This is a genomic window from Niastella soli, from assembly GCF_017742245.1.
GTDB lineage: Bacteria > Bacteroidota > Bacteroidia > Chitinophagales > Chitinophagaceae > Niastella > Niastella soli.
In genome coordinates this window covers 1,309,148-1,333,229 of the sequence record NZ_JAGHKO010000001.1, presented here as the reverse complement: position 1 = coordinate 1,333,229, position 24,082 = coordinate 1,309,148, and the positions used below count along the sequence as shown (strand labels likewise).

Genomic DNA, 24,082 nt, shown 5'->3' with positions numbered 1-24,082 from the left:
TAAATTATTGATACATTTGTTTGTATAGCACCTATTAGCAGAAAAAATTTACTAAAACAAACTTAAATTAAGTATTTATCTCAGTTTGCAAAAGATGTTTATTGGTTTCATCAATAACTTTGCGGCTACCGGCACAATACTTGCGTACTGGGGCCAATAACCAGGAAGAGGATTTGGGGTAATAGATCAAACAATTAAAACAACATACTATATGAATTGTAAACAGGTTTTATTTACAGGGCTTTCTTCTCTGTTACTTTTTTCATGTGTTAGCTCAAAAAAATATAAAGGCGAAGTTGCAAAATACAATGAGCTTAGTGGTAATTATTCCAAACTCCAGGGCGATCTGAAAGGCTGTGAAGATGCTAAGGCCGAATATGCCCGTAACAAAGCCAGCCTCGAAGGCGAGATCGATAACCTGAAAAAGCAAAATGAATTCCTGAAAGAGAACAACACCCAGGCGTTGAAACAACTGCAGGACCTTTCAGTTATTTCTTCTTCACAAGCTGAAAGCATCAAAAAGTCACTGGAAAACATTGGTGCAAAAGACCTTTACATCCAGGACCTGCAAGCGTCTATGGCACGTAAAGATTCTTTGAACATGGCACTGGTGATGAACCTGAAAGGCGCTATTGGCAACATGGCCGATGAGGATATCAATATCAAGGTCGACAAAGGTGTAGTATATATCGACATCTCTGATAAACTGTTGTTCAACAGCGGTAGCTATGTAATTACTCCAAAAGCAAATGAAGTATTAGGTAAAGTGGCCAAGGTATTAACCGCCCAGCCCGATATCGAGTTCATGGTTGAAGGCCATACCGATAACCAGAAATTTGCCAAAGGCGTTCTGCTCGACAACTGGGACCTGAGTGTACACCGAGCTACTGCCGTTGTTCGTGTATTGCAAAACCAATATGGTTTAAACCCTGCACATATTGCAGCTGCTGGTCGCGGAGAATATTTACCTGTAGCACCAAACGATACACCTGCTGGCCGCGCTGCCAACCGCAGAACAAGGATCGTGATCTTACCACAGCTCGATCAGTTCTTCAAATTGCTTGAACCCAAGAAATAAACATAACCGATACCGGATTTTAAAAGGCCCCCCGCTAATCGGGGGGCTTTTTTATTTCTAATGCTATTCTAATATGCCCGAAGAAAACCGCAAACTGTGGCTGCAACATTGTTAATACGGCTATTGTTTTAAGTGATTCTACCCTAAAAAAGAAAGATTGGTATCTAATTTTAGTAGTAAACCCGCTATTATTTCTTCAATCCCCATATATGTGATAATTTGTCCGCCTTTCGATCATTTTTTCAGTGATGATTCGTTTGAATAACGTAACCTGCTGAAAATTGCCCTGACCGGTTGTTATGAAACATGCACATTGGATCATCCTCGTTACCCTATTTATAGGGGGCTGTTTGCCTGCCTGTCTGGCAAAAGATGATCCATTGGCTGCCGTTACAGCCCATCAGGGCGTGTTAGACCTTAGGGCGGTGGATCTGCAGCATCAATCTGCTTCTTTGGATGGCGAGTGGCAGTTTTACTGGCGCCGGTTATTGCAACCGGGCGATACCATTTCAACCCCCGCTGACTTTGTTACTTACCCCTCTCTTTGGAATAAGATCAGGTTGCATGGACAAACGCTCCCTGTTGAAGGGTATGCTACCTATTCACTCACCATATTGCTACCCCAAAAGCGGCCTCACCTGGCCCTGTTAATGACCGATGTGTACTGTTCGTATCGGTTGTTTATAAATGATTCCTTACTGTTAGCGAATGGGCGACCCGACACTTCTAAGCAAACTGCGGTTCCTTTCTGGTGTACACAAATGGTTAACCTGCCCAATACAGATACAGTACATTTATTACTGCAGGTTGCCAACTTCTGGCATACAAAGGGCGGCACTTACAAGCATCTATACATTGGGCAAAGTAATAAGATCACCTTAAATCTACGACGGGACAGGGCTTATGACGTGCTGCTGGCCGGTTGTTTGTTTATGGGCGGGTTGTTCTTTTTTGGTTTTTATGCATTTGGCAGTCGCGATAAAGCCATCCTTTATTTCTCTTTGTTCTGCATAGTATATAGTTACCGAACGGTGGGCACTAGCCTCTATATTTTACATGCGGTGTTTCCTAACCTAAGCTGGTTTGTGACCATCCGGCTGGAATATTTGAGTCTTACCCTGGGGGTTGCCCTGTTTTCCCGATATTTTCAGAGCGTTTATCCCAAGGATGCCAACCGGTATATAGTAAATGCTGTTGTTTGGATCTGTTTGCTGTATACAGGGTTGATCGTAACAACACCACCCCACATTTTTACCAAAGGCATTATGCCGTTTTTGGGGGTGATGTTCTTCTATATTGCCTTTGCCTTATTCATTTGTATAAGGGCTGTAAAATTCAAACGGATAGGCGCCGTGTTTGCGCTGATGAGCTGTGGCGTTATGTTGCTGGTGTTTTTGATCATCAACCTGAATTACTTCCAGGTGGTAGGAACGGAGAAATGGATCGTTTTTATTGGTTATGTTCTCTTCTTCTTTTTACAATCGCTGGTATTATCGCACCGGTTTGCCTATACACTCCGGAAGGCCGCTGATGAAGCCCAGCAGGGTCTAAAAACCAAAACAGAGTTTCTTTCAACCATGTCGCATGAAATAAGAACCCCGTTGAACGTGGTCATTGGCATGGCACACCTGATGTTGCGCAATACCCCGCGCAGGGATCAGGAGAAGAATCTGAACGTGTTATTGTTTTCGGCCAATAACCTGCTATCGATCGTAAACGATATTCTGGATTATAATAAAATAGAAGCCGGAAAGATCAATTTTGAAATGATCCCGATGGACATTGGTTCCATTGCCCAGTATATCACCGGCGGCCTGAGTAGTAAAGCAGTTGAAAAGGAAATCACTTTAAACACCACTGTCGATACCCGCCTTACCCGAAAAATAATCGGCGACCCTACCCGCACATCACAGGTAATTTTCAACCTGGTACAGAATGCCATCAAATTCACCGAGAAGGGCTCGGTTGAATTGGCGATACAGGTGGAGAAGCTCGCTGAAGACAAAGTAACCCTTGCCATAAAAGTCACTGATACGGGGATTGGTATTGAGCCCGAAAAGCAACAATTGATCTTTGATCGTTTTACACAAGCCGACTCTTCTACTTCGCGCAGTTATGGCGGAACCGGTCTTGGCCTGGCCATTACCAAGCGTATTTTGGATTTGCAGGGCGTGGTGTTGAATTTGAAAAGCGAGCCGGGGAAAGGATCGGTTTTCTTCTTCGCCCAAAATTTTGCCTTGAGTAATGAACAGGTGGCAACAGAAGACCAAAGCAATGCGCCCATTGTTTCAGATAAACTGCTACAGGACGTACATATTTTAGTGGTGGAAGACAATCCATTTAATATTATGGTGGCACAATCGTTGCTTGAACGCAGCGGGGCCATTGTAGAAGTGGCCACCAATGGGGAGGAAGCACTGGAAAAAATTGGCCCCGGTAAATATCATCTGATATTGATGGACCTGAACATGCCTGTTATGGACGGGTTTGAAGCCACCCGACGCTTACGTGCCCGGGGTATTACCCTGCCGGTCATTGCATTGACCGCCAGCCTGCCGGCCGAAGTAGAAAAGGATGTTCAAAGCGCCGGCCTTACCGATATAGTGGTAAAACCATTCAATCCCGATGAATTATTCCGGGTGTTGTTGAAACATTTGAAGTAATCCCCCTTCTCATTATTCTACCTATTTTTGTAGTAAATCATTTAATATGAAATGGGCTGGACGACGCGAAAGCAGCAATGTTGAAGACCGCCGAGGAATATCAGGCGGAGGATTGGCCGTTGGCGGCGGCATTGTTGGCGTAATTGTCATTTTATTGAAGGTGTTCCTGGGTGGAGATACGTCAAACCTGAACGAGGTATTACCGCAACAGGTGCCTGCCAAAGAAATGAGTGCCGAAGAACAAAAGCTGGATGAAGAACGGGCCAGTTTTGTAAAAGTGGTGTTGGCCGATACCGAAGATGTATGGGGCAAGCTGTTTTCAGAGGCCGGTAAAACCTATACCGACCCCACCCTGGTCCTTTTCAGAGAATCTGTACAAAGCGCCTGCGGCATGGCCGGTTCTGCTACCGGTCCCTTCTACTGTCCTGGCGATCAAAAGGTATACATTGACCTGTCGTTTTTTGAAGATATGCAAAACCAGTTACACGCCCCCGGCGATTTTGCCATGGCGTATGTGGTAGCGCATGAAGTGGGCCATCATATTCAAAAGCTGAATGGCACCAGCGATAAAATGAACCGGCTGCGTCAACAATTGAGCGAGGAAGAATACAATAAATACTCTGTTAAGCTGGAATTACAGGCCGATTTCCTGGCCGGGGTTTGGGCGCATCATGCGCAAAAAATGAAGCACATCCTGGAAGAAAATGATATTGAGGAAGCGCTGAATGCTGCCAATGCCATCGGCGATGACCGGTTACAAAAAGAAGCCCAGGGCCGGGTAGTACCGGAATCATTTACCCATGGAACTTCAGCACAACGCGTGTACTGGTTTAAAAAAGGGTTCGAAACCGGCGATGTAAGCAAAGGCAATACCTTTAATGATCCCTCTTTAAATTAACAAATTCTCTACATCCCTAGATCAGCAATTGCCTTCCTGTGTGGCATTATTTTTTAAGCTGGTATGGGATGAGACCGTTTACCTTTTTTATAAGCATTTGGGTGCTGTCTTGTAATGGTTCCCCTGGCAATAATTTACCCAAGCAAGACAGTTCCCAATCTGCCGGGAAAGATACACCTATGGCGCAGGCTCCTGCGCCTGAAAAAGATACCACTCAACTGGGCGGACAATGGTTTTTACAACCAGTGCTGGTTTCAGATACTGCTGCGGGGAAAATTCCCCGGTTGGTGCTTGATATAAATGCCAAAAAATTTACGGGCAATACGGGTTGTAATAATATGAGTGGGCAGTTTGACTTTACTGATTCAACCCTTCAGTTCAACCAGCGAATTATTACCACCAAAATGGCTTGTGTTGGTTATAATGAAAAGGAATTTTTGGAAACCCTGCTGCGCACCAATACTTATAAACTGCAAAGTGGCACGTTGATCCTGCTATTCGATCAAACTGAGTTATCACGCTGGACGCGCAAAGTGGCGCCAAAACCTGTGGTCAATAAGACCTAAGAAACCTGGATCTTCTTTAATCCTGCTGGTTGTATGCGATCAATTATATAGGAGCTGAGGAATAACCAGGTTGAGCCAATACAATAACCCGCCAGCACATCTGTAAAATAATGTACCCGTAAATAAATGCGGCTAAAGCCAATAGACAACAACAGCGCAATAACTAAAACCAGCAATGTCCATTTTAATACCGGGTGTGCTTTTTCTTCTTTCCAGATGATCATCATCAGCAAACCATAAAAGCAGACACTCATAAAAGCATGACCGCTGGGAAAACTAAGTCCTTTGGCGGGTGCCAGTAATGGGATCAGCGGGCGATGACGGTTAAACAATAATTTCAACCCAAACATAATAAGCACACTGCTAAGCGCAATAGCGCTCACTTTTATGGAATAACGCCCTCTTTTTTTAACCAGGAAATAAATACATAACAATACGTTGGCAGGGATCATAAAGTAATGGGAGCCAAAAAATGTAATGAACTCCATTATTTTGGTAGTGTTACTGCTAACCAGTGAATGCGCAATGGCGAAGGCCTTTTCATCGGCACCGGTGTTATCGAGGTAAAAAACGCGGTAGGCAATGAATAAAAAGCTGAAAAGGCTGATCGTAAATACAATTACGAGAATGATCAGTTCTTTTGACAGAATGACCACTTTATCGGCTACTTTCTTTTTCTCGGGCGACAGATCCATTTGTGCCATATGCTATTTTGTTAATGCCAGTTAATTGGCAGCTTTACTAACCTGTAACCACTCTCTATGGTATAAAACTGCCCTGATCTCACTATATGAAAAGGCATCCCCCAGTTTTTCTTTAATCGGCGTCGTAGTAACATTTTGCAAATTCAACTCGGCCACAGCCTGAAGAATAACGGTTATTTTATTTTCAGGAACGAGTTCCTTTATATCCAGTTCACCTGATCGTACAAATGATGCCAGGTGGGTTTCTATGGTTGAAGGGGCCAGTTCACGTATAGTTGCTATTTCGGCTATGTCTTTACCCTCTTTAAACAGTTGCAGGCTAATACGGTTCGAGTCACCTTTTTGTACTTTGTTGGTTTTTTTCTCAACCTCTTCAACTGTTTTTATATGGTCGGCCCTTTTCTGGTCTTCTACTAATTGTAACAGGTCTGTAGCGTTTGCGCCTTTAACCAGTCCTTCAGTTATTAAAACAGCCTGTTGTAAAAGTTCCTTCTTCCGTTGTGGCAATAAAAGAAGCTGTTGCAGGGTTGAAACGTACTTCTTTGCCTTGGGTTTGGGTTTTATTTCAGCTATATGGTTGGTAACGGCAGTTTCCATTTCCTCCATGGCCTTTAAAAAGTAAGTACTACCGGCCGATACCCGCTGGTGAAGGAACTGGTAGCCATCCTGCGTGGCATTGGGCAATAACTGCTCCAATTGCCGGGTAAACTTATCAGCCATTTCAGTTTGTTTTAAAACAGCTTCCAACAACTGCTTTGCCCAAACAATACAGGCGTTTTTATCAGGTATGGTGCGTTTTTCATAATCATCATAATGCATTTGCATGCCTTCTGCGAGCTTAAGCCAGTCGAATGTTTGAACCAGGGAGCGGGTTATAAATAACTGCTGTTCCTGCTGTAATTCCTGTGCCAGCTGGTCTTCTTCCTGTTCCAGCCGGGTAAATTCAATAACCCGCGTATCGGTATTAATACTGGTAGGGTGAATGCGGGAGTACAACACCAAACCGGCCAGGGAGGTTAACCGGCTAAGGGCCACATATACCTGTCCGGGCGCAAAGGAAGCGCCCGCATCGATGATGGCTTTTTCAAAAGTAAGCCCCTGGCTTTTATGGATGGTGATGGCCCAGGCCAGCCGCACCGGGTATTGTTTAAAAGAACCAACTTCTTCCTCTTCTATCTTATCTTCTTCGTTATTATACTGGTAGCGGATAGACCGCCAGGTTTCTTTTTCCAGCAGCATATCGTGTTCATCCCCTTCAAAGCGCACATACACCTCTTCGCCACTAATGCGGGAAATGGTAGCGATCTTACCATTAAAGAATCGTCGCGATTCACCTTTGTCATTCTTGATGAACATGATCTGTGAGCCTTCTTTTAATTGAAGTACCAGATCGGCCGGATAGGCGCGTTCATTAAAATCGCCGGTGATCTCCGCTTTGTATTCGCATAATTGGTTGGAAAGTTTGTCAAGCTGGTTTTGGTTAATGGTATCGGCCTTGGCATTATGTGTGGTAAGGGTAATATAGCTTTCGTTCTCGGAGCTCTCATATCCCGGCAGGTAATGCTGGTGCAACAGGTCAAGATCGGTAGCCGTAACTTTATTATTGCGAATATTATTAAGCACCCCAATGAACTCCTGTTCGTGCTGGCGGTAGATCTTTTTTAGTTCCAGGTACAGGGGCGGTTTTTGTTGCAAGGCCTGGGCATCAAAAAAGAAAGGACTGTTATACTGATGTTTCAACTGGTCCCATTCTTCATTTTTCACTACCGGGGGCAATTGAAAAAGATCGCCAATATACAACATCTGCACCCCACCAAAGGGCTCATACTGCTTTCTTCTAACATGGCGCAGGATGCAATCTATTTCATCCAGAATATCGGCGCGCAGCATACTTACCTCATCGATGATCAACAATTCCAGTTCCTGTAGTAATACCTTTTTATCGTTGGTAAGACGCAAGCCTGCTAGCAGGGTATGTGGGGTATTGAAGGCGCTATGGCTGTTCCAGCCACTGGGTTGCACTGGTAAAAATGACCCATGGGGCAGCTGAAAAAAGGAGTGCATGGTGACCCCGCCGGCATTAATGGCGGCTACCCCGGTGGGAGCCACGATTGCCAGTTTTTTGAAGGTATTTTCCCGGATGTATTTTAAAAAGGTGGTCTTACCGGTACCTGCCTTCCCTGTAAGAAAAATATGGCGGTTTGTTTGGTTCACAAACCGAACAGCCAGTTGAAACAAATGATTGGAGGTATCGGTAGAAAATGCCATGGTCACACTCACTTTGCGGCAAGATAAGTAATGACCCAGAAAGGGCAATTATAAAGTGATATTAAGCAAGTTTTTGAAAGTTAGCCGGTATAAAACGGCTAGTGGTTGTAAAATCCCTTACATAGATCTGGTTTCATTTGTTTTATATATACCATTAAATCTTAAAACTGCTTTTATGGATGAAAATGCTATACATCAGTTAATTCATGAAATTGAGGGTTATAAAGTGATGCTTGATTTTGACCTGGCGGAATTATACGACGTTTCTACCAAAGCGTTGAACCAGGCTATGAAACGTAATCTTGATCGTTTTCCTCCTGATTTTTGTTTTCAGCTGACAAAAGAACAATGGGATTCTCTAAGGTCACAAATTGTGACCTTAGAGAAAGAAGGCGGTAAGTCATCTGAAAATCAAAAAAGTTTGAGGTCACAATTTGTGACCTCAAAAAGGGGGGGTAGCAGATATTTGCCTTATGCTTTTACTGAACACGGCGTTACCAGCGGGGGAATGGTAGCTTAATGGTATATTACCCGCCCAGGATTGCTCTGGGTATTGCCTGGAATAGTACTGGGGATCCTGGTAGGTGCAAGACAATATCCAGACAACCCTTAGACAATACTTAGACAACTCCCAGACAACTCCACTACCACTAAACGACCATTCCTCTACCATCCCGGCTGGCAAACAGCCAGTCTTCACGCATTAGATATTTTTATATTCAGGAATGTCCGGCTGCTAAAAGGTTATTCTAGGGGAATTTTGTTGAAAATATTAAAAGAAGGCATGAGGAATGTCATATTCGAAGCGCTGGAAGAAGAAAAATCAATTTATTTTATATGATTTGCACAAGAAAAACAGGGGAAATTGTAGAAAGGACGTATATTAGCATTGGCTAAATGAAAAAAGCCACCTGTAGAAACAGCTGGCCTCTAACGATTGCTTGCCATATGAAAAAAGAGATAAATCTAATTTGTCTTTTTGAATACTGCATATTATCTTGCCGTATTCTTTTGAGCCTCTAATGATTGCTAATTCACTCTAACGATTGCTTCCCATAACCATTTTGCTCATTTGCTTATTCAAAAGTAGGATGTAAATTGGTATCTTTCAAAACAAGATAGTACCGGTTTAATTACGCCAAGAGTGTGAAAAAAATCCTAAAACCCTTGCCGGTATTGAGTTTCAGGCAAATTTCATAATTATGTCCAACCGATTTACAGATGCGTTGTTTCAATTGGTTCACTCGCTGGAGAAGTCGGAAAAAAGGCACTTTAAACTTTATATAAAAAGGAGTTCGGCTAACGAAGACTTGAAGATCATACGACTGTTCGACGCGTTGGATAAATTGCCAGAGTATGATGAAAAGTTGTTGCTTAAAAAGCTTCCAGATATTCAAAAGCCGCAGCTTGCCAACATAAAAACCCATTTATATAAACAGTTATTAGGCAGTCTTAGGCTGTTAAAAGCCACCGAAAACATTGATCTTCAACTTAGTGAACACCTTGACCATGCGCGGGTGCTTTACAATAAGGGATTAAAACTACAAAGCCTTAAGATCCTTGAAAGGGCTAAGGAGATCGCACGTGCCAACCAGAAATTCAATTTTCTGGCCCAGGTAATTTCCCTCGAAAAAAAGATCGAGACCCTCCACATTACCCGCAGTTCTACCGAAAAAACAGCTGTACTGGCTGAAGAAGCCCAGGAGATCAGCGGTCATATTGATCGGGTAACTCGTTTATCGAACCTGGCCCTGCTGCTGTACCGGTGGTTTGTATTAAACGGGCACGCCCGCAATCCTGAGGACGAGCAGGCCCTGAAAAAGTACCTGAAGGAATACCTGCCTACCGATCAAAATGTAGTAGATGGCTTTTATGAAAAGCTGTACCTATACCAAAGCTATAACTGGTATGCATTTATCAAGCAGGACTTTTTAATGTATTACCGCTATGGCCAGAAATGGATTGATCTGTACAATGAGCATCCTGAAATGAAGGAAGTGGAAACTGGTCACTACATCAAAGGCATGCACAATCTGTTGAATGCTCATTTTGACTTGCGTAATTTCAAGCAATTTGAAATTACGCTGAAACAGTTTGAGGAGTTCTCCAAAACTCCGATAGCTACCCACCACGACAATTTCCGTACACATACGTTCATTTATATCAATGGCGCCAAGATCAACCAGCACCTGATGCAGGGCACTTTCAAGGAAGGCCTGGCATTGGTCCCTGAAATTGAGGAAAAGCTGGAAGAATATGCGCTGTTTGTTGATCAGCATCGCATTCTGGTATTCAATTACAAAATTGCCACCCTGCATTTTGGGAACGGCGATTTTGAAAAAGCGATCGATTACACGCAACGCATTATCAATGGGCCGCTCGATATGCGGATTGATCTGCAATGTTATTCCCGGTTGTTACACATGCTGGCCCATTATGAATTAGGGAATTACGAGTTGATGGAGTCGCTTAGCAAATCGGTTTTCCGGTTTATGGCCCGAATGAAGAACATAACAGTGGTAGAAGAAGAAATGCTGAAGTTCCTTCGCCATTCGTTTGGTATCAGTCCGCGGGAATTAAAGCCTGAACTGGAAAAATTCCTGAATAAGATCAAACACCTGGAAAAGAACCCGTTTGAAACCCGGGCCTTTGCTTACCTGGACATTATTTCCTGGACGGAAAGCAAAGTATACCAGAAACCAATGCAGGAAGTTGTATATGGAAAATACCTGCAAAGTAAACACCGGCGTTAATTATAGTTTTATATAGAATAAGTAAGACCCCTGTCAGTACCGTCAGGGGTTTTGCTTTTTATGAGTGGCAGGGAAATAGCGGGCCGGGTTTGTATATTTATCTATAATTAAACGATGCGTATGTCGATAAAACGGTCATTGGTAATACTGGCACTGATTGGAAGCTTAGGGGCAAATGCTCAGGTAACCTTAAGCCTGCCCCGCAATTTGCCGGCAGCCTATGAAAAAGGCACCCGTACCGCCACCGGGGAGCCGGGCAGTAAGTACTGGCAGAATACAGCCACCTATAACCTCGAGATCAACTTTAATCCCGACACCCGGTTGCTCACCGGCAAGGTCGACATCGATTATGTTAATAACAGTCCCAATACCTTACAGCAGATCGTTTTTAAGCTGTATCCCAATATTTACAAAAAAGGAAGCATGCGCATGATGCAGGTAAAGCCGGCTGACATTACTAATGGCGTGCACATTTCATCGTTTCAGTTTAACAATACTACTATCGATAGTAACCGGTTACAGATCGATGGCACCAATATGAGTGTGCCGGTAACTACGCTGGCCCCGGGTGGCACTATGCATTTTAGTATTCAATATGTTTATACTCTTAATAAAACATCTCATATCCGTACCGGCGAAATAGAACCCGGTGCTGATTTTATTGCTTATTTCTTCCCCCGCATTGCAGTGTACGACGATATCGATGGCTGGAATATGGAACCGTATTTGGGACCCCAGGAATTCTATAATGATTTCGGCAATTTCAATGCAGCCATTACGGTACCAGGGAATTACGTGGTGTGGGCAACAGGCGACCTGGCCAATTGCAATGACGTGTTGAACGAAACGTACTGTCAACGATTACGCACCGCTGAACAGCAGGATGGCGTTGTAGACATTATTGATTCGGCCGACCTGAAACAAAAAAACATTACAAAGTCAAATGCATTTAATACCTGGAAATTCTCAGCCAATAATGTTACTGATTTTGCCTTTGCCGTAAGCGACCATTACCTGTGGAGATCTTCGAGTGTTGAAGTGGACGCGGCTACAAAAAGAAGAACACGGGTGGATGCGGTGTTTAATCCGGCACACAGGGATTATTATGAAGTAGTTGATTTTAACAGAAAAACCGTGTGGGCCATGAGCCATGTTTTTCCACACTGGCCATTTCCCTATTCGCATGAGACCATTTTCGATGGGCTCGATCAGATGGAATACCCCATGATGGTAAACGATAATCCGCTGGAAAGCCGTACTGAAACAATCGAGCTGGTTGACCATGAAGTATTTCATACCATGTTCCCCTTTTATATGGGCATTAATGAAACAAAATACGCCTGGATGGATGAAGGCTGGGCTACCATTGGGGAATGGATCATTTCTTCGATCATTGATACCAGTTTAAAGGACGATTATGGTGTTCATGGCTATGAACGAGCGGCTGGTACAGAAACAGATGCCTCCATTAGTACTTTATCAACCCAAATGAATGGAACTAACTATTTTATAAATTCCTATCCCAAACCCGGCCTCGGTTATTTATATGTGAAAGACATGCTGGGTGATACGCTGTTCACCAAAGCCTTGCATTATTATATTCAACAATGGCAGGGAAAACACCCGATTCCATTTGATTTTTTCAATTGCATGAACACGGGTTCGGGGAAAAATCTGAACTGGTTTTGGAAAAGATGGTTTATCGATGGTGGCGTTCCTGATCTGACATTAAAAGTAAAAAAACAGACCGGCTATAAAATTACAGTGGAATGCACCGGTCACAAACCTGTCCCGGTGGATGTCACACTGACATATGGGGATGGTTCAAAAGAAACCATTCACCGCTCTATTGGCATATGGGAAAAAGCCAATACAATTTCATTTGTAATTCCTGAGAAAAAGGTGCTAAAGTCTGTTTTGCTTGGAAGTACTTATGTTCCAGATGTTAACAGGAAGGATAATATGTGGAATAACAAGTAATGGTTTTTTTGTATGTAGCAGTGTTAATGCTTATTTCAGGATGTTAAAGTGGAAAAGCAGTTTAAGTTTTTTTTAAATTTCATTCGTTTTTGCAAATAAAATTAACATCTTTGCATTCGCTTGCTGCCATACAATTTAGTTAGTTATTTCCATAGTAAAACCGCATAGTATAATGTATACCCACATTTGGCTGAAATACCTGCCCATTATTAGGATTTTGATGAAGAAATCGGCTGCAGGTGATCAAGTGCTCAACCTCAATCGTCCAGATTTTGAAAAAGCCGGCGTTGCCCGCAAGGCTGGTTACAAATTCACCATTGAGTACACCAATGGTAAAGTGGCGAATGTGATCAGCACCTCACAGTTGGCCCTTGACCTGGCTGCTGTTATGCTTGAAGATGCAACCATGAAGACTTTGTTGGCTGCTAATAACTACACTATTAGCTTGAACACAAAGTTCCAGGTGAGCATTAAAAATGTAACACCTCAAGCTGAGGCATTGGCACTGGAAGAAACTACTGCGTAAGCACAGTTCTTTCGTTCAACCTTTTAACCCTTACATTTTCCTATACCGGAATAATGATTTATAAAGTCCTTCTCGATTTATTCGGGAAGGACTTTTATTTTTTCGCTACAAATAACAGACAGAGGCATTAACTTGCATTAATGCAAGATTACTTACAGGGATTGAACGCACAGCAACGCGAAGCTGTTATACATAGAGATGGTCCATTAATGATTGTGGCCGGTGCCGGTAGTGGTAAAACAAAAGTGCTTACCACCCGCATTGCACACTTAATGGCCACCGGTGTAGATGCATTTAACATTCTGGCACTCACCTTTACCAATAAGGCGGCCAAGGAAATGAAAGAGCGTATTGAAAAAGTGCTCGGTAACAATGACGCCCGGAATTTATACATTGGTACTTTTCACAGTGTGTTTGCCCGCATTTTACGCGGTGAAGCTCATAATATTGGTTATCCCAACAATTTTACCATATACGATACCGATGATACAAAGAGCGTTATAAAAACAGTGGTGAATGAGCTGAACCTTGATGACAAGCATTACAAACCTGCGGCTGTTTATAATCGCATTTCCGGTGCAAAGAACGCATTGGTTGGTCCGGCAGAATATGCCAACGACTATGCCCTTCAACAGGAAGATCTGCGTGCTAACCGCCCGGCCATTGCACAGATCTATGATGCGTATGTGAAACGTTGTTTCAAAAATGGCGCTATGGACTTTGACGATCTGTTGTTGAAGTTTTACGAACTGCTAAGAAATGTACCCGAATCACTGAGCAAATACCAACGCAAGTTCAAATACATTCTGGTTGATGAGTACCAGGATACCAACCCTGCCCAGTACGAAGTAATAAAACTGCTGGGTGCCATGCATGAGAATGTGTGCGTGGTGGGTGACGATGCACAAAGTATCTATAGCTTCCGCGGCGCCACCATTGAAAACATCCTGCAGTTCCAGAAAGATTATGAAGATGCCAAAGTGGTAAAACTGGAACAAAACTACCGCAGCTCCAAAAGCATTTTGGATGTTGCCAACGAGGTTATCAAAAATAACAAAGGACAAATTCCTAAAAACCTTTGGACTGATAAAGGTGAGGGCGAGAAAATTAAGCTGGTGCGTTTGATGACTGATAACGATGAAGGTAAATTTGTAGCCGACACCATTCAGGAGCAAAAACTGCGCAACCATTATAACAACCGCGACTTTGCCATTTTATACCGCACCAATGCACAAAGCCGGGCGTTTGAAGAAAGCCTGCGCCGCATGGCTATTCCTTATACCATGTTTGGTGGTCTCAGCTTCTACTCACGTAAGGAGATCAAGGACTATGTGGCCTATCTGCGCGTTATTGTTAACCCCCGCGACGAAGAGGCATTAAAACGTATTATCAATTACCCCGTACGCGGCATTGGTAAAACCACCATTGATAAAACGGTTTTATTGGCCAATCAACATAATATTTCCATGTGGGAAGTGTTGGAGCGGGCCAATCAAGCCGGTTTTAAAGCAGGTACGCTGGAAGCGATCGAGAACTTTGTGGTAATGATCAAAAGCTTCGCCAGCATGCTACAAAGTAAGAATGCGTATGATGTAGCGGTACATGTGGGTAAACAAACCAATTTTGTAAAAGAGTTATTCAACGATAAAAGTACGGAAGGCGTTCAACGCTATGAGAACGTACAGGAGTTGTTGAACAGTATTAAAGAATGGACCGAAAGCCCCGATACAGAAGAAGGAGAAGTAACTGACAAAGGATTGGGTGCTTATCTGCAACAGATCACCCTGTTAACAGATGCCGATGAAAAAGATCCCAACGCCGACACCGTAAAACTGATGTCGATCCACGCTGCCAAAGGCTTGGAGTTTGGATGTGTATTTGCTGCTGGTTTGGAAGAAATGCTGTTCCCCAATGCGCTGGCCATCAATACCCGGGAAGAACTGGAAGAAGAGCGCCGCCTGTTTTATGTGGTAATTACAAGAGCGAAAGAAAGACTTTGGATCTCTTACGCCAATACACGGTACCGCTTTGGTAACCTGGTTCAAAATGAACCCAGCCGTTTCCTTGATGAACTGCCTGAGCAATATGTTGACAGAAGTTTTGCCGGTGGCGGTATACGCAACCAGATAAACAACCGCAGCGCTTATGACAGAATGAACGGCGGTGGCTGGGGTGGTGGTAATTCGGCAAAAGAAGCGGAAAAGCGTTATGGCGCACCGCCTTCAAAAAAGCCATCGTCCACGCCAAGTACGCCTTCCTATATAGCGCCCAAACAACAACCCAAAACGGTAGAGCACGTGCCTTCACCCGATTTTGTGGCCAGTGATATTTCTAACTTACAGGTAGGCCAGCGGGTTGAACACCAGAAGTTTGGTTTTGGTGAAGTAATAAAAATGGAAGGAAGCGCACACAACCCCATTGCTACGGTGAAGTTTGATACGAATGGAGAGAAAAAGATCATGCTTAACTATGCACGATTAAGAATATTATAACTCGCTAAATAAATAGCCCCGATGGTACCGTCGGGGCTATTTATTTCTACGGGGTGAATACTTTCAATACGCCATTCCGGAACAATTTACCAATGGGGATATCGGTTTTGTCAATTTCCACCAGCTCGTTGGTAAACGATTTTATTTTGTTGATGGAAACGATGAACGACCGGTGCGTGCGAACAAATAATTTTGCGGGGAGCATGGCTTCTACCGAACTGATCGATTGTTTGGTGATGATAACACCCTGCACGGTATGCACTTTGATGTAATCCTTCATACTTTCGATATAGAATATATCATCCAGCATCACCTTTACCATTTTACGATCGGCACGGAAATACACAAAACTCTCGTTTTTCTTTTCCTCCGGTACAAGAGGCGCCACCGTTTTCAGAACAGGCGCTGCATTATTCAGTGGGAATGCTTTATTAACGGCCTTCAAAAAGCGATCGAAGCGAATGGGTTTCATAAGGTAGTCCACCACATCCAGCTCATAGCCTTCCAATGCATATTCAGAAAACGCAGTAGTAAAAATAACCTTGGGCGGATGCTGCAATGTTTTTATAAAATCGGTACCGTTTAGTTGCGGCATGCGAATATCGAGGAACAGGAGATCAATGGGTTGCTGCTGTAAAATGGTGAGCACCTGAATAGCGTTGGCGCACTCGCCCATCAGTTGCAGTGTAGGTATTTCCTGAACATACCGGCGAATGATCTCACGTGCGGGCGGCTCATCATCCACGATCAGGCATCGTATGGTTTGGGTTTCATTCATGATAGGTAAGTTTGAATGCGCCGCTTTCTTTTTTGGTCAGCGGCATTTTCTCCAATTGTATCCTAAGGTTCACTACAAACACTTCCTCTTCGTCGGTGATCAGGAGTTCATGTTTGCCAGGGTATAAAAAACTCAGGCGTTTACGCACGTTCAAAATACCGATGCCTGTATGACTGCTTTTAGCCACCTCATTGACCTTGCCATTCATCAGCTTTACATACATGTTGTTGTTTTCCAGGGTCACCTGCATGTTTAACCAGGGTTGCTCGATCATATGGCTGGTGCCGTGTTTAAAACAATTTTCTACCAGTGGCAAAAGCAGCAAGGGCGCAATAGACAGGTTATCGGTACTGGCTGGCAGGTCCACATGTACATCCAGTTGATCGTCGTAACGTATTTGTTCCAGGGAAATATAATCCTGGATCATTTTTAATTCTTTTGATAGAGGCACCTGTGGCTGGTTACACTCATACAACATAAACCGCAACATGTCTGACAAACCCATCACCAGTTGCGAGGCCACCGGCGCTGTATTTTGCGTATGAGAGTAAATGTTATTAAGCGTATTGAATAGGAAGTGCGGATGTACCTGGGCTTTCAACAGCTGCAGTTGCGCTTCCACATTTTCTTTTTGTAATTGCAGATTGCGTTGTTCTTTCACATACCAGTGTTTCATCAATTTAATGGAAGCGGCAATGCCCCCAATGGTAATACCACCGCGTAAACCGGCCATTAATGACAGGTGTATCCGGGCTGTTGCCCGCAATCGCAAAGAGTTCTGACTGGCAGGATTATGGAGGAAATATTCCTCTATTTCTGGAATAATAGTGGCCGATAAGATGGTTGATATTACAGCAGCGCCAAGGAAGCAGATCAGTACCCATATGGCCGTGAGCCAGTATTTCTGTTTAAGCAGGTAGCGCGGGATCACAAAATACATGAGGGCATATGCCAGGCCAATATGGGCCACCATGTAAAAAAGTGATTCTGTGATGGAATTCGCCAGGCGCACAGGATAGCCCGGTTCGCCCGAATAGCCAATTACCGAATACAGCACTCCCTGCGTTATCCACCAAAACGTCCAAAACGCCAAATGACGCCTAATGCGGTATTTGCGTTCATCAGAAAAAATAAAGGGATATTTTTCCGTGGGTTGCATATCCTAAAATTACATTTCGTTGGGCTTAGTTAGGGGCCAAAGGGTGTTAATATCGCTGTACTGCTTTTTTTCGTCGACAAAAGTGACTGGGGAGTGATGAACGGGGGATATTAGAAGCTCCTGGATAAAATTGAACCTTTGTTATAATTAAGGGTCCGAGGTAAGATGTAAGAAGTAGGAGGAAACCCCAAAAAGCTGAATTTCCTTACTTCCTACTTCAGTATTTCAAAAACCAGCCTGTTTATCTTTTCTTCAATTGATTAGCCACCAGTTCCTGATCTTCCAGAAGCTTATGTTGTTGCTCCCAGGTAACCACGGCCGATTCCAGTACCTGTTGTAATTGTATACGAGTAGTTTTACGCGAAGGGTTGATGCGAATGCCATCGATCTTTTCTTTATAAACCATTACCCCATCATTGTTATAAAAGTAAACGATGTTCTTTTTAGGTGTGTGAATATTGCTTTCGATCACCCACCATCCTTTTTCCGAGACGCCTTCGGGCGAACCCTTCGACTTGTTTTGAGCAAATATGCTGGCCTGAATTAGCAAACCGGCCAACAGTGTTACCATTAGTTGTTTTTTCATGACTAAGTGCTTTACAATATTTTATTTTTTACTGAACCCTGTAAATCTATAGCGCCTTTAGACCAGGCAAATTGTAAAGTGGCTGATATGATGGTGGGCTATGCTGGAATGCTGATAACCGTAGACAAAAAGATTAAAAAGGGATTAGAGGGTTTGGTCGACGAAGTACGTACGGGCTCGACAAGTACGAGATGTAACGCTAACACGCGGCGGCAGGGTGAAAAACCGATTTTTATGGGGGATAAGTCATTGAATTGGAATAGATAATAGTTGATCCGTATCAAAATAAAATTAATTTCTTACAAAGAGCTTACACTTGAGTGAATAAATGCAAAAACTTTACTACCTTATATGAATGTACGAAAAACCCCCACCCTTCGGCTCTTATTATGTAACCTTAAGTGTGTCTGGCTGGATAGACGTTTTCACCTGCCACGCTTATTGTGAAATTTTAATTGACAACCTAAACCATTGTATTGACAATAAAAACCTGCATGTATATGAATACGTGTTAATGCCCAGCTACATAACGCTGATTGCCTCTTCCAAGAAAAAGCACATCTCCACTATTTTAAGGGAGTTCAAAAACGGCACTGCTAAACAGGTGTTGAAATCAATTGCAGAAAATCCAGATGAAAGACGCAAAGAATGGATGATGCGATTGTTTCATTATTACAGTAACAGGTATCAGCAGGATGCGGAACATCACTTCTGGCAATTTGGTAACCACCCCGTTGTTTTGGACAGCAACGAGTTGTTCACACACCATGTTTCAACGGTGGTGAACTTACCAGTTACCACCAGGTTGGTAGATGATCCGCAACACTACTTTTACAGTAGTGCACATCCCCAGCAACGGGTAAAGCTGGCACCCTGGCAATAGCAATTCCGTAAGAACTCCGTTCACCCGATTGCCTGCAAAGGACACCGGCCAATTTAATTGATATAAATTGGCGGAGTATGCTTCTTTTATGCTTTTCATAAAGTAAATGCCATTATGTTCACGCGATATCGTTAAAGCGTTTGTTAATAAATCAAAATCATTAATAAACTATTATTATTGCTCAACCCCCATTAACATTGGGCGGTTTTATACGCAACATTTTGTATATTACATTTCCTTGTCTCTACAATACATTTCGGTCTGATTGTTAGCTTTCCGCGCCCGGAACCAATTCAACAGCATGGTTTTGATTATCCACTAACGTATTTATTAATGAACATTGATAAATCAATGCGCCTATGATCAATAAAAACAAAAACCAGGGTCTGAATGAGCAGGATTGTTCCTACCTGACCTTTAATGTAGTAGATTGGATAGATGTGTTTATAAGACCTACTTATAAGCAGATCATTGTTGATGCTTTAAACTTTTGTGTTGAAACAAAGAAGTTTACGATATATGCCTGGGTTTTAATGACCAATCACATGCATCTACTGGCAAGGGCCCAGGATGGTTCGGGCCTGGCGATGATAGAAAAGGAATTTAAGAGATATACTACTACCAAAATACTGGAAGCTATAGATATTGAGCCCGACCTGCGTCGGTCATGGATGTTGCAACGATTTGAGAACAGCAGCCTCACGCTTAAAAAAATTGAAAAGTTCCAGTTGTGGCAAACCTGCACCAATCCATCCTACATTGATTTCAAGCAGGTATATAAACTGCAGGAACGGGTATTATACATTCACGAAAACCCCATCCGAGATGGAATAGTGGATAGCCCTGAACATTATACTTATAGTTCGGCTATTGATTATACCGGCAAACCGGGCTTGGTTAAAGTGCATGTAATAAACTTTGAGTCCCTGCGGATGTCGTTATTGAAGAACGGTTCAGCCTAATGCTTTCTTGAGCGCTTCGATGTTTTTCTTCTCACTGCCTACAAAGGTCTGGTCGTTCACAAAAACTACCGGTCTTTTAAGGAAGGTGTATTCCTCTAGAATTAACTGACGATAATCGTTTTCTGTAAGGGCTTTATCTTTCAGGCCCATTTCTTTGTATTTCATTGCACGGCGGCTGAACAGTGATTCATAGCTGCCGGTCCTGCTTTTCATTTCATCGAGCTGGGCAGCAGTAATTTTATCAGTTTTAATGTCCTGCATCTCGAAGCCTTTTTTATCAATGCCGGTCTCTTTAATGATAGCCTGACAGGTGGTACAGGTGCCCAGGTGGTAAATTTTCTTCATAAATGCTTATAATCAATTGATAAGGATGCGAAGATAGGATGTTGATGGCACCGCCTTTCACATTTTATTTGCAGAAATATGCTGTTATAACTGTAATTTTTTAGGTATTTCGCCGACCAATTTGGTATCTTTTCGCTAAAACCAACCCAGTTGCAGGCAAAACTTGACCAGAATGAGTTTGTGGCATTGGTGCATGAACACCGCGCTATGTTGTATAAGGTGTGCAATTTGTATTGTACAACTGAATACGATAAACAGGACCTATTCCAGGAGATCGTAATACAGTTATGGGGTGCTTATCCACGGTTCAGGGGTGATTCCAAATTCAGCACCTGGCTGTACCGTATTGCATTGAACACGGCTATTTCAGACCTGCGCAAACAAAAGAAGTATATCAAGAGCGTAGAACCCGATTTATTACCAACTGAGATACAGGACATCCAATACAGTAACGAAAAGGAAGAGCGGTTGCAGCAACTTTATAAGGCAATTAACCATCTAACCGAAATAGAACGGGCTATTGTAATGCTGTACCTCGAAGACAAGAGTTACGAAGAAATGGAAGATATTTTGGGTATCAATCAGAATAACCTACGCGTGAAAATGAACCGGATCAAAGAAAAATTACGTAAACTCACAAAATCAGTAGAACATGGAGTTAGATAGCCTGAAAGATATTTGGAAAAACCTGGATGAAGAAGATCTTCAACCGGCAAGGGAAGTGCCTATTTTGTCCATGTTACAAAAGCGGTCGCAAAGCACTATTGCCCGCCTAAAACGCAATCTTAACCGCGAACTCATTGCGGTAGTGGTTATATACTCACTAACCATTTGGTATATTGTTACCTACCAGCAGTTGTACAGCGAACTGGCTGTGTTGCTGGCATTGGTGGGCGGCGCATTCCTCTTTTATTATTATCGCAAGAACAAGCTGCTGAAACAAATGCAGTGTGTGGCCTGTGAAGTTCGTTCCAACCTGAAACAACAGTTGTTTACCCTGGAGAAATACGTGCGCTTTTATTTTGTAGCGGGTACCATACTTACTCCTCTTGCTTATTTTGCCGCTGGTGTTATTATCTTATTCAACGCACATGATTTTAACGGCTCACTCGAGAATGTGCCGGTTGAAGCCCAAACATCTGTTTCGCAAATGCCTATTGTTACACACATCAGCAATCATCGCTTTTTTGTATTATTTGTTTCAATAGGGGCCATTCTTACCGTTAGCAGTTACTTTATTAATCGCTGGCTTATCAATAAAATGTATGGACAGCATATTACTAAATTGAAAGAACTGCTGTACCAAATGGAAGAAGAAGGCTAGCATTGCGATACAGTTTGCCAGGTAACATTTAGCCCCAATCCTATTAGTCCTATGCGTATCCGTATCCTTTTGCTCATTTCTCTTTTTTTGGCCAGCCATGTATTGCTGGCGCAACGCTACCGTTCAGCCATAAAAGACAGGCCAAGATGGGCCCGGCCAGTCAACGACTACGGTAATTTACTTTCCTGGGGACAAATAAACAAACTGGAAAGTGAAGTAAATTCTTATCGCAAAAGAACGGGGAAAGCGATTGTGATCATCACCCTGTCTTCATTACCATATTCCATAAAGGAAACCTCTATACAGTATTTTAATAAATGGGGCATAGGCAGCTGGCTCAGGAACAATGGCGTATTGATATTGGTTAGCCGGTACCCCCGCCGGGTTAGAATAACAACCGGTAGCGGAATAGATCATATCTTAACAGACTACGATTGTCAACGCATCGTTGACGAAACAATAGTTCCTTACTTTCAATCCTATAACTTCTTTGGGGGGCTGATGGGTGGCGTGAACGATATCGAAGCTGTTCTTGGCGATAGGCGCCCGTATGCAGTGGAGCGCCCGGCCCCTGTAGTTGCAGCGCCCCAAGCCCAAACACCCCCACCGCAACCGGAACAGATCGCTTATGATGGACCCGATGATAGCAAGAGCTTAATATCAGAAGCAGGGCCCTGGTTTTTCAGGGGTATACTTTTGTTTGTCCTGATAATTTGGTTACGGATCAGATATCTTAGAAGGAGAGTGGATGCAAAAACCTTTAACGCGGAGGGTTTTGGTGCTGAAACAGATGACACTAAAAAAACCTTCCTGGGATACCTTGTTGCTATAGGCATGGTGCTTTTTTGGGTGATAAAATATACCCTGTTGTTGCCTGTTGTTATTTTTGGTTTTATTTTCAAGTTGTTTCGTGGCAGTTCCGGAGGTAGAAGCTTTAGAGGCGGACGCACTTCGGGCGGCGGCGCCAGTGGCAGCTGGTAGCCATGTTTATCCCGGTATGGCGCTAATGGCAGCTGGTTAGAAATATTTAATTATCATAATAACTTCTATAACCGGTAGCTGGTTTCGGTAACCAGTAACCGGTTTTTTTTATGTGTCGCCGGCAGGGCCTGAACAAGCTATGCAACCCCCAGCCAGGGGCTGGCATCTTTTAGCTGGCATCTTCCTGTTATTCTGCCTGGAGGCCGATTGGGGGTGTCTGATTTTTAAGTAATTTCAAGAACCTAAAACGATTTGTTATGCCAACCCGTCGGGATTTCCTCAGGCAGTCATCACTGCTTACTGCCAGTTTATTTGTCAGCAAAAATGAATGGTTTTTTGAGTCTCAGAAAATAGGGCTGCAGTTATACACTCTCCGCAATGAAATGGGCAAAGATGCTAAAGGTACTTTGGCCAAAGTGGCCGCCCAGGGCTATAAAACTGTTGAAACGTTTGGTTATGGCAATGGAAAATGGTTTGGGATGAATGCTGCCGAACTGCGTGCGGAATTAAAGTCACACGGATTAACGACTCCCAGTGGACACACCTTTCCCGCCAGTGTATTCCTGCAAAGCGGGTGGGAGGAAAAATGGAAACCTGCTGTAGCAGATGCAAAAGCCGTTGGCCAGGACTTTATTGTTATTCCCTGGATGGAAGAACAATACCGCACCGACATCAACAACTTTAAAAAACTGGCTGCCACCCTTAACAAGGCTGCAGAAATTTGTAAACAAACTGGGATCAAGCTTGCCTATCACAACCATGATTTTGAATTTGCTCCTCTCGCCGGTACCAATGGGTACGACGTACTATTGAAAGAGACCGATCCGAAATTGGTGTTTTTTGAAATGGATATATATTGGGTTTCCAAAGCTGGCAAAGATCCATTGGCATTTTTCTCCAAACACCCGGGCCGCTTTGCCATGTGGCATGTAAAGGATATGGACAATACCCCTCAAAAGAATTTCACCGAAGTAGGCAGCGGCGTTATCAACTATAAAAAGATATTTACCTATGCGAAGCAAAGCGGGCTGAAATACTTCTTTGTTGAGCAGGACCAATGTCCCGGTGCGCCATTGGACAGTACCGCCAAAAGCATAGCGTATCTTAAAAAGAACATTGTAAAATAAACTTGTTAT

At 43.2% G+C, this 24,082-nt stretch carries 21 protein-coding genes; 15 read left to right on the top strand and 6 right to left on the bottom strand.

Features of this window, described 5'->3' with window-relative positions; translation table 11 throughout:
- The first annotated feature begins 211 nt into the window (after positions 1 to 211).
- From J7I42_RS05340 to J7I42_RS05325, 4 genes are all read left to right on the top strand, one after another.
- Positions 212 to 1,078 (top strand): OmpA/MotB family protein, encoded by an 867-nt coding sequence (locus J7I42_RS05340; protein WP_209137736.1) that lies wholly within the window; start codon positions 212 to 214, stop codon positions 1,076 to 1,078.
- A 299-nt stretch (positions 1,079 to 1,377) separates the two neighbouring features.
- Positions 1,378 to 3,741, top strand: a complete 2,364-nt coding sequence (locus tag J7I42_RS05335; RefSeq protein WP_209137735.1) for a response regulator — start codon at positions 1,378 to 1,380, stop codon at positions 3,739 to 3,741.
- Positions 3,742 to 3,787: 46 nt separating this feature from the next.
- The gene (ypfJ, locus tag J7I42_RS05330; RefSeq protein WP_209137734.1) at positions 3,788 to 4,639 is read left to right on the top strand and encodes a KPN_02809 family neutral zinc metallopeptidase; all 852 of its coding nucleotides are present in this window, start codon (positions 3,788 to 3,790) and stop codon (positions 4,637 to 4,639) included.
- 68 nt (positions 4,640 to 4,707) lie between these two features.
- Positions 4,708 to 5,205, top strand: a complete 498-nt coding sequence (locus tag J7I42_RS05325; RefSeq protein WP_209137733.1) for an META domain-containing protein — start codon at positions 4,708 to 4,710, stop codon at positions 5,203 to 5,205.
- Here J7I42_RS05325 and J7I42_RS05320 read toward each other — a convergent pair.
- Together J7I42_RS05320 and J7I42_RS35515 are read right to left on the bottom strand one after the other, a co-directional pair.
- The gene (locus J7I42_RS05320; RefSeq protein ID WP_209137732.1) at positions 5,202 to 5,909 is read right to left on the bottom strand and encodes a phosphatase PAP2 family protein; all 708 of its coding nucleotides are present in this window, start codon (positions 5,907 to 5,909) and stop codon (positions 5,202 to 5,204) included. The genes J7I42_RS05325 and J7I42_RS05320 overlap by 4 nt on opposite strands.
- Positions 5,910 to 5,930: 21 nt before the next feature.
- The gene (locus J7I42_RS35515; protein ID WP_209137731.1) at positions 5,931 to 8,177 is read right to left on the bottom strand and encodes a helix-turn-helix domain-containing protein; all 2,247 of its coding nucleotides are present in this window, start codon (positions 8,175 to 8,177) and stop codon (positions 5,931 to 5,933) included.
- 175 nt (positions 8,178 to 8,352) lie between these two features.
- Between J7I42_RS35515 and J7I42_RS05310 the strand changes: the two genes are divergently transcribed.
- The 5 genes from J7I42_RS05310 (at position 8,353) to J7I42_RS05290 (ending at position 15,928) form a co-directional block, all read left to right on the top strand.
- A complete protein-coding gene (locus tag J7I42_RS05310; protein WP_209137730.1) occupies positions 8,353 to 8,697 on the top strand; it encodes an ORF6N domain-containing protein in 345 nt (114 codons plus the stop codon).
- Between the two features lie 682 nt (positions 8,698 to 9,379).
- Complete coding sequence (locus J7I42_RS05305) at positions 9,380 to 10,930, top strand: hypothetical protein (RefSeq protein WP_209137729.1); 1,551 nt, start codon at positions 9,380 to 9,382, stop codon at positions 10,928 to 10,930.
- A 120-nt stretch (positions 10,931 to 11,050) separates the two neighbouring features.
- A complete protein-coding gene (locus tag J7I42_RS05300; RefSeq protein WP_209137728.1) occupies positions 11,051 to 12,910 on the top strand; it encodes a M1 family metallopeptidase in 1,860 nt (619 codons plus the stop codon).
- A 172-nt stretch (positions 12,911 to 13,082) separates the two neighbouring features.
- Positions 13,083 to 13,436 (top strand): hypothetical protein, encoded by a 354-nt coding sequence (locus J7I42_RS05295; RefSeq protein WP_014222410.1) that lies wholly within the window; start codon positions 13,083 to 13,085, stop codon positions 13,434 to 13,436.
- Positions 13,437 to 13,576: 140 nt separating this feature from the next.
- Entirely contained in the window at positions 13,577 to 15,928 is a 2,352-nt protein-coding gene (locus J7I42_RS05290) for an ATP-dependent helicase (RefSeq protein ID WP_209137727.1), read from the top strand.
- Between the two features lie 46 nt (positions 15,929 to 15,974).
- On the opposite strand, the gene J7I42_RS05285 is transcribed toward J7I42_RS05290, so the two are convergent.
- The 3 genes from J7I42_RS05285 to J7I42_RS05275 all read right to left on the bottom strand — a co-directional run bounded on the left by J7I42_RS05285 (position 15,975) and on the right by J7I42_RS05275 (position 18,451).
- The gene (locus tag J7I42_RS05285) at positions 15,975 to 16,706 is read right to left on the bottom strand and encodes a LytR/AlgR family response regulator transcription factor (protein ID WP_209137726.1); all 732 of its coding nucleotides are present in this window, start codon (positions 16,704 to 16,706) and stop codon (positions 15,975 to 15,977) included.
- Positions 16,699 to 17,865 (bottom strand): sensor histidine kinase, encoded by a 1,167-nt coding sequence (locus J7I42_RS05280; RefSeq protein WP_209137725.1) that lies wholly within the window; start codon positions 17,863 to 17,865, stop codon positions 16,699 to 16,701. Before J7I42_RS05280 ends, J7I42_RS05285 begins: the two co-directional genes overlap by 8 nt.
- Positions 17,866 to 18,106: 241 nt before the next feature.
- A complete protein-coding gene (locus tag J7I42_RS05275; RefSeq protein ID WP_209137724.1) occupies positions 18,107 to 18,451 on the bottom strand; it encodes a hypothetical protein in 345 nt (114 codons plus the stop codon).
- 355 nt (positions 18,452 to 18,806) lie between these two features.
- On the opposite strand from J7I42_RS05275, the gene J7I42_RS05270 reads away from it, so the two are divergent.
- Positions 18,807 to 19,334, top strand: a complete 528-nt coding sequence (locus tag J7I42_RS05270) for a hypothetical protein (protein WP_209137723.1) — start codon at positions 18,807 to 18,809, stop codon at positions 19,332 to 19,334.
- A gap of 359 nt (positions 19,335 to 19,693) precedes the next feature.
- The gene (locus J7I42_RS05265) at positions 19,694 to 20,296 is read left to right on the top strand and encodes a transposase (RefSeq protein WP_209137722.1); all 603 of its coding nucleotides are present in this window, start codon (positions 19,694 to 19,696) and stop codon (positions 20,294 to 20,296) included.
- Here the strand turns inward: J7I42_RS05265 and J7I42_RS05260 are convergent.
- On the bottom strand, positions 20,288 to 20,641 hold the full coding sequence (locus J7I42_RS05260) for an arsenate reductase family protein (RefSeq protein ID WP_209137721.1): 354 nt from the start codon (positions 20,639 to 20,641) through the stop codon (positions 20,288 to 20,290). The genes J7I42_RS05265 and J7I42_RS05260 overlap by 9 nt on opposite strands.
- A 150-nt stretch (positions 20,642 to 20,791) precedes the next feature.
- On the opposite strand from J7I42_RS05260, the gene J7I42_RS05255 reads away from it, so the two are divergent.
- The 4 genes from J7I42_RS05255 to J7I42_RS05240 all read left to right on the top strand — a co-directional run bounded on the left by J7I42_RS05255 (position 20,792) and on the right by J7I42_RS05240 (position 24,073).
- Positions 20,792 to 21,307: an RNA polymerase sigma factor gene (locus J7I42_RS05255; RefSeq protein WP_209137720.1), complete on the top strand. Its 516-nt coding sequence runs from the start codon at positions 20,792 to 20,794 to the stop codon at positions 21,305 to 21,307.
- A complete protein-coding gene (locus tag J7I42_RS05250; RefSeq protein ID WP_209137719.1) occupies positions 21,294 to 21,965 on the top strand; it encodes a hypothetical protein in 672 nt (223 codons plus the stop codon). Before J7I42_RS05255 ends, J7I42_RS05250 begins: the two co-directional genes overlap by 14 nt.
- Before the next feature lie 51 nt (positions 21,966 to 22,016).
- Positions 22,017 to 22,946, top strand: coding sequence for a TPM domain-containing protein (locus tag J7I42_RS05245; RefSeq protein WP_209137718.1), 930 nt, complete (start codon positions 22,017 to 22,019; stop codon positions 22,944 to 22,946).
- Between the two features lie 257 nt (positions 22,947 to 23,203).
- Positions 23,204 to 24,073: a sugar phosphate isomerase/epimerase family protein gene (locus tag J7I42_RS05240; RefSeq protein ID WP_209137717.1), complete on the top strand. Its 870-nt coding sequence runs from the start codon at positions 23,204 to 23,206 to the stop codon at positions 24,071 to 24,073.
- The last annotated feature ends 9 nt before the right edge of the window (positions 24,074 to 24,082 follow it).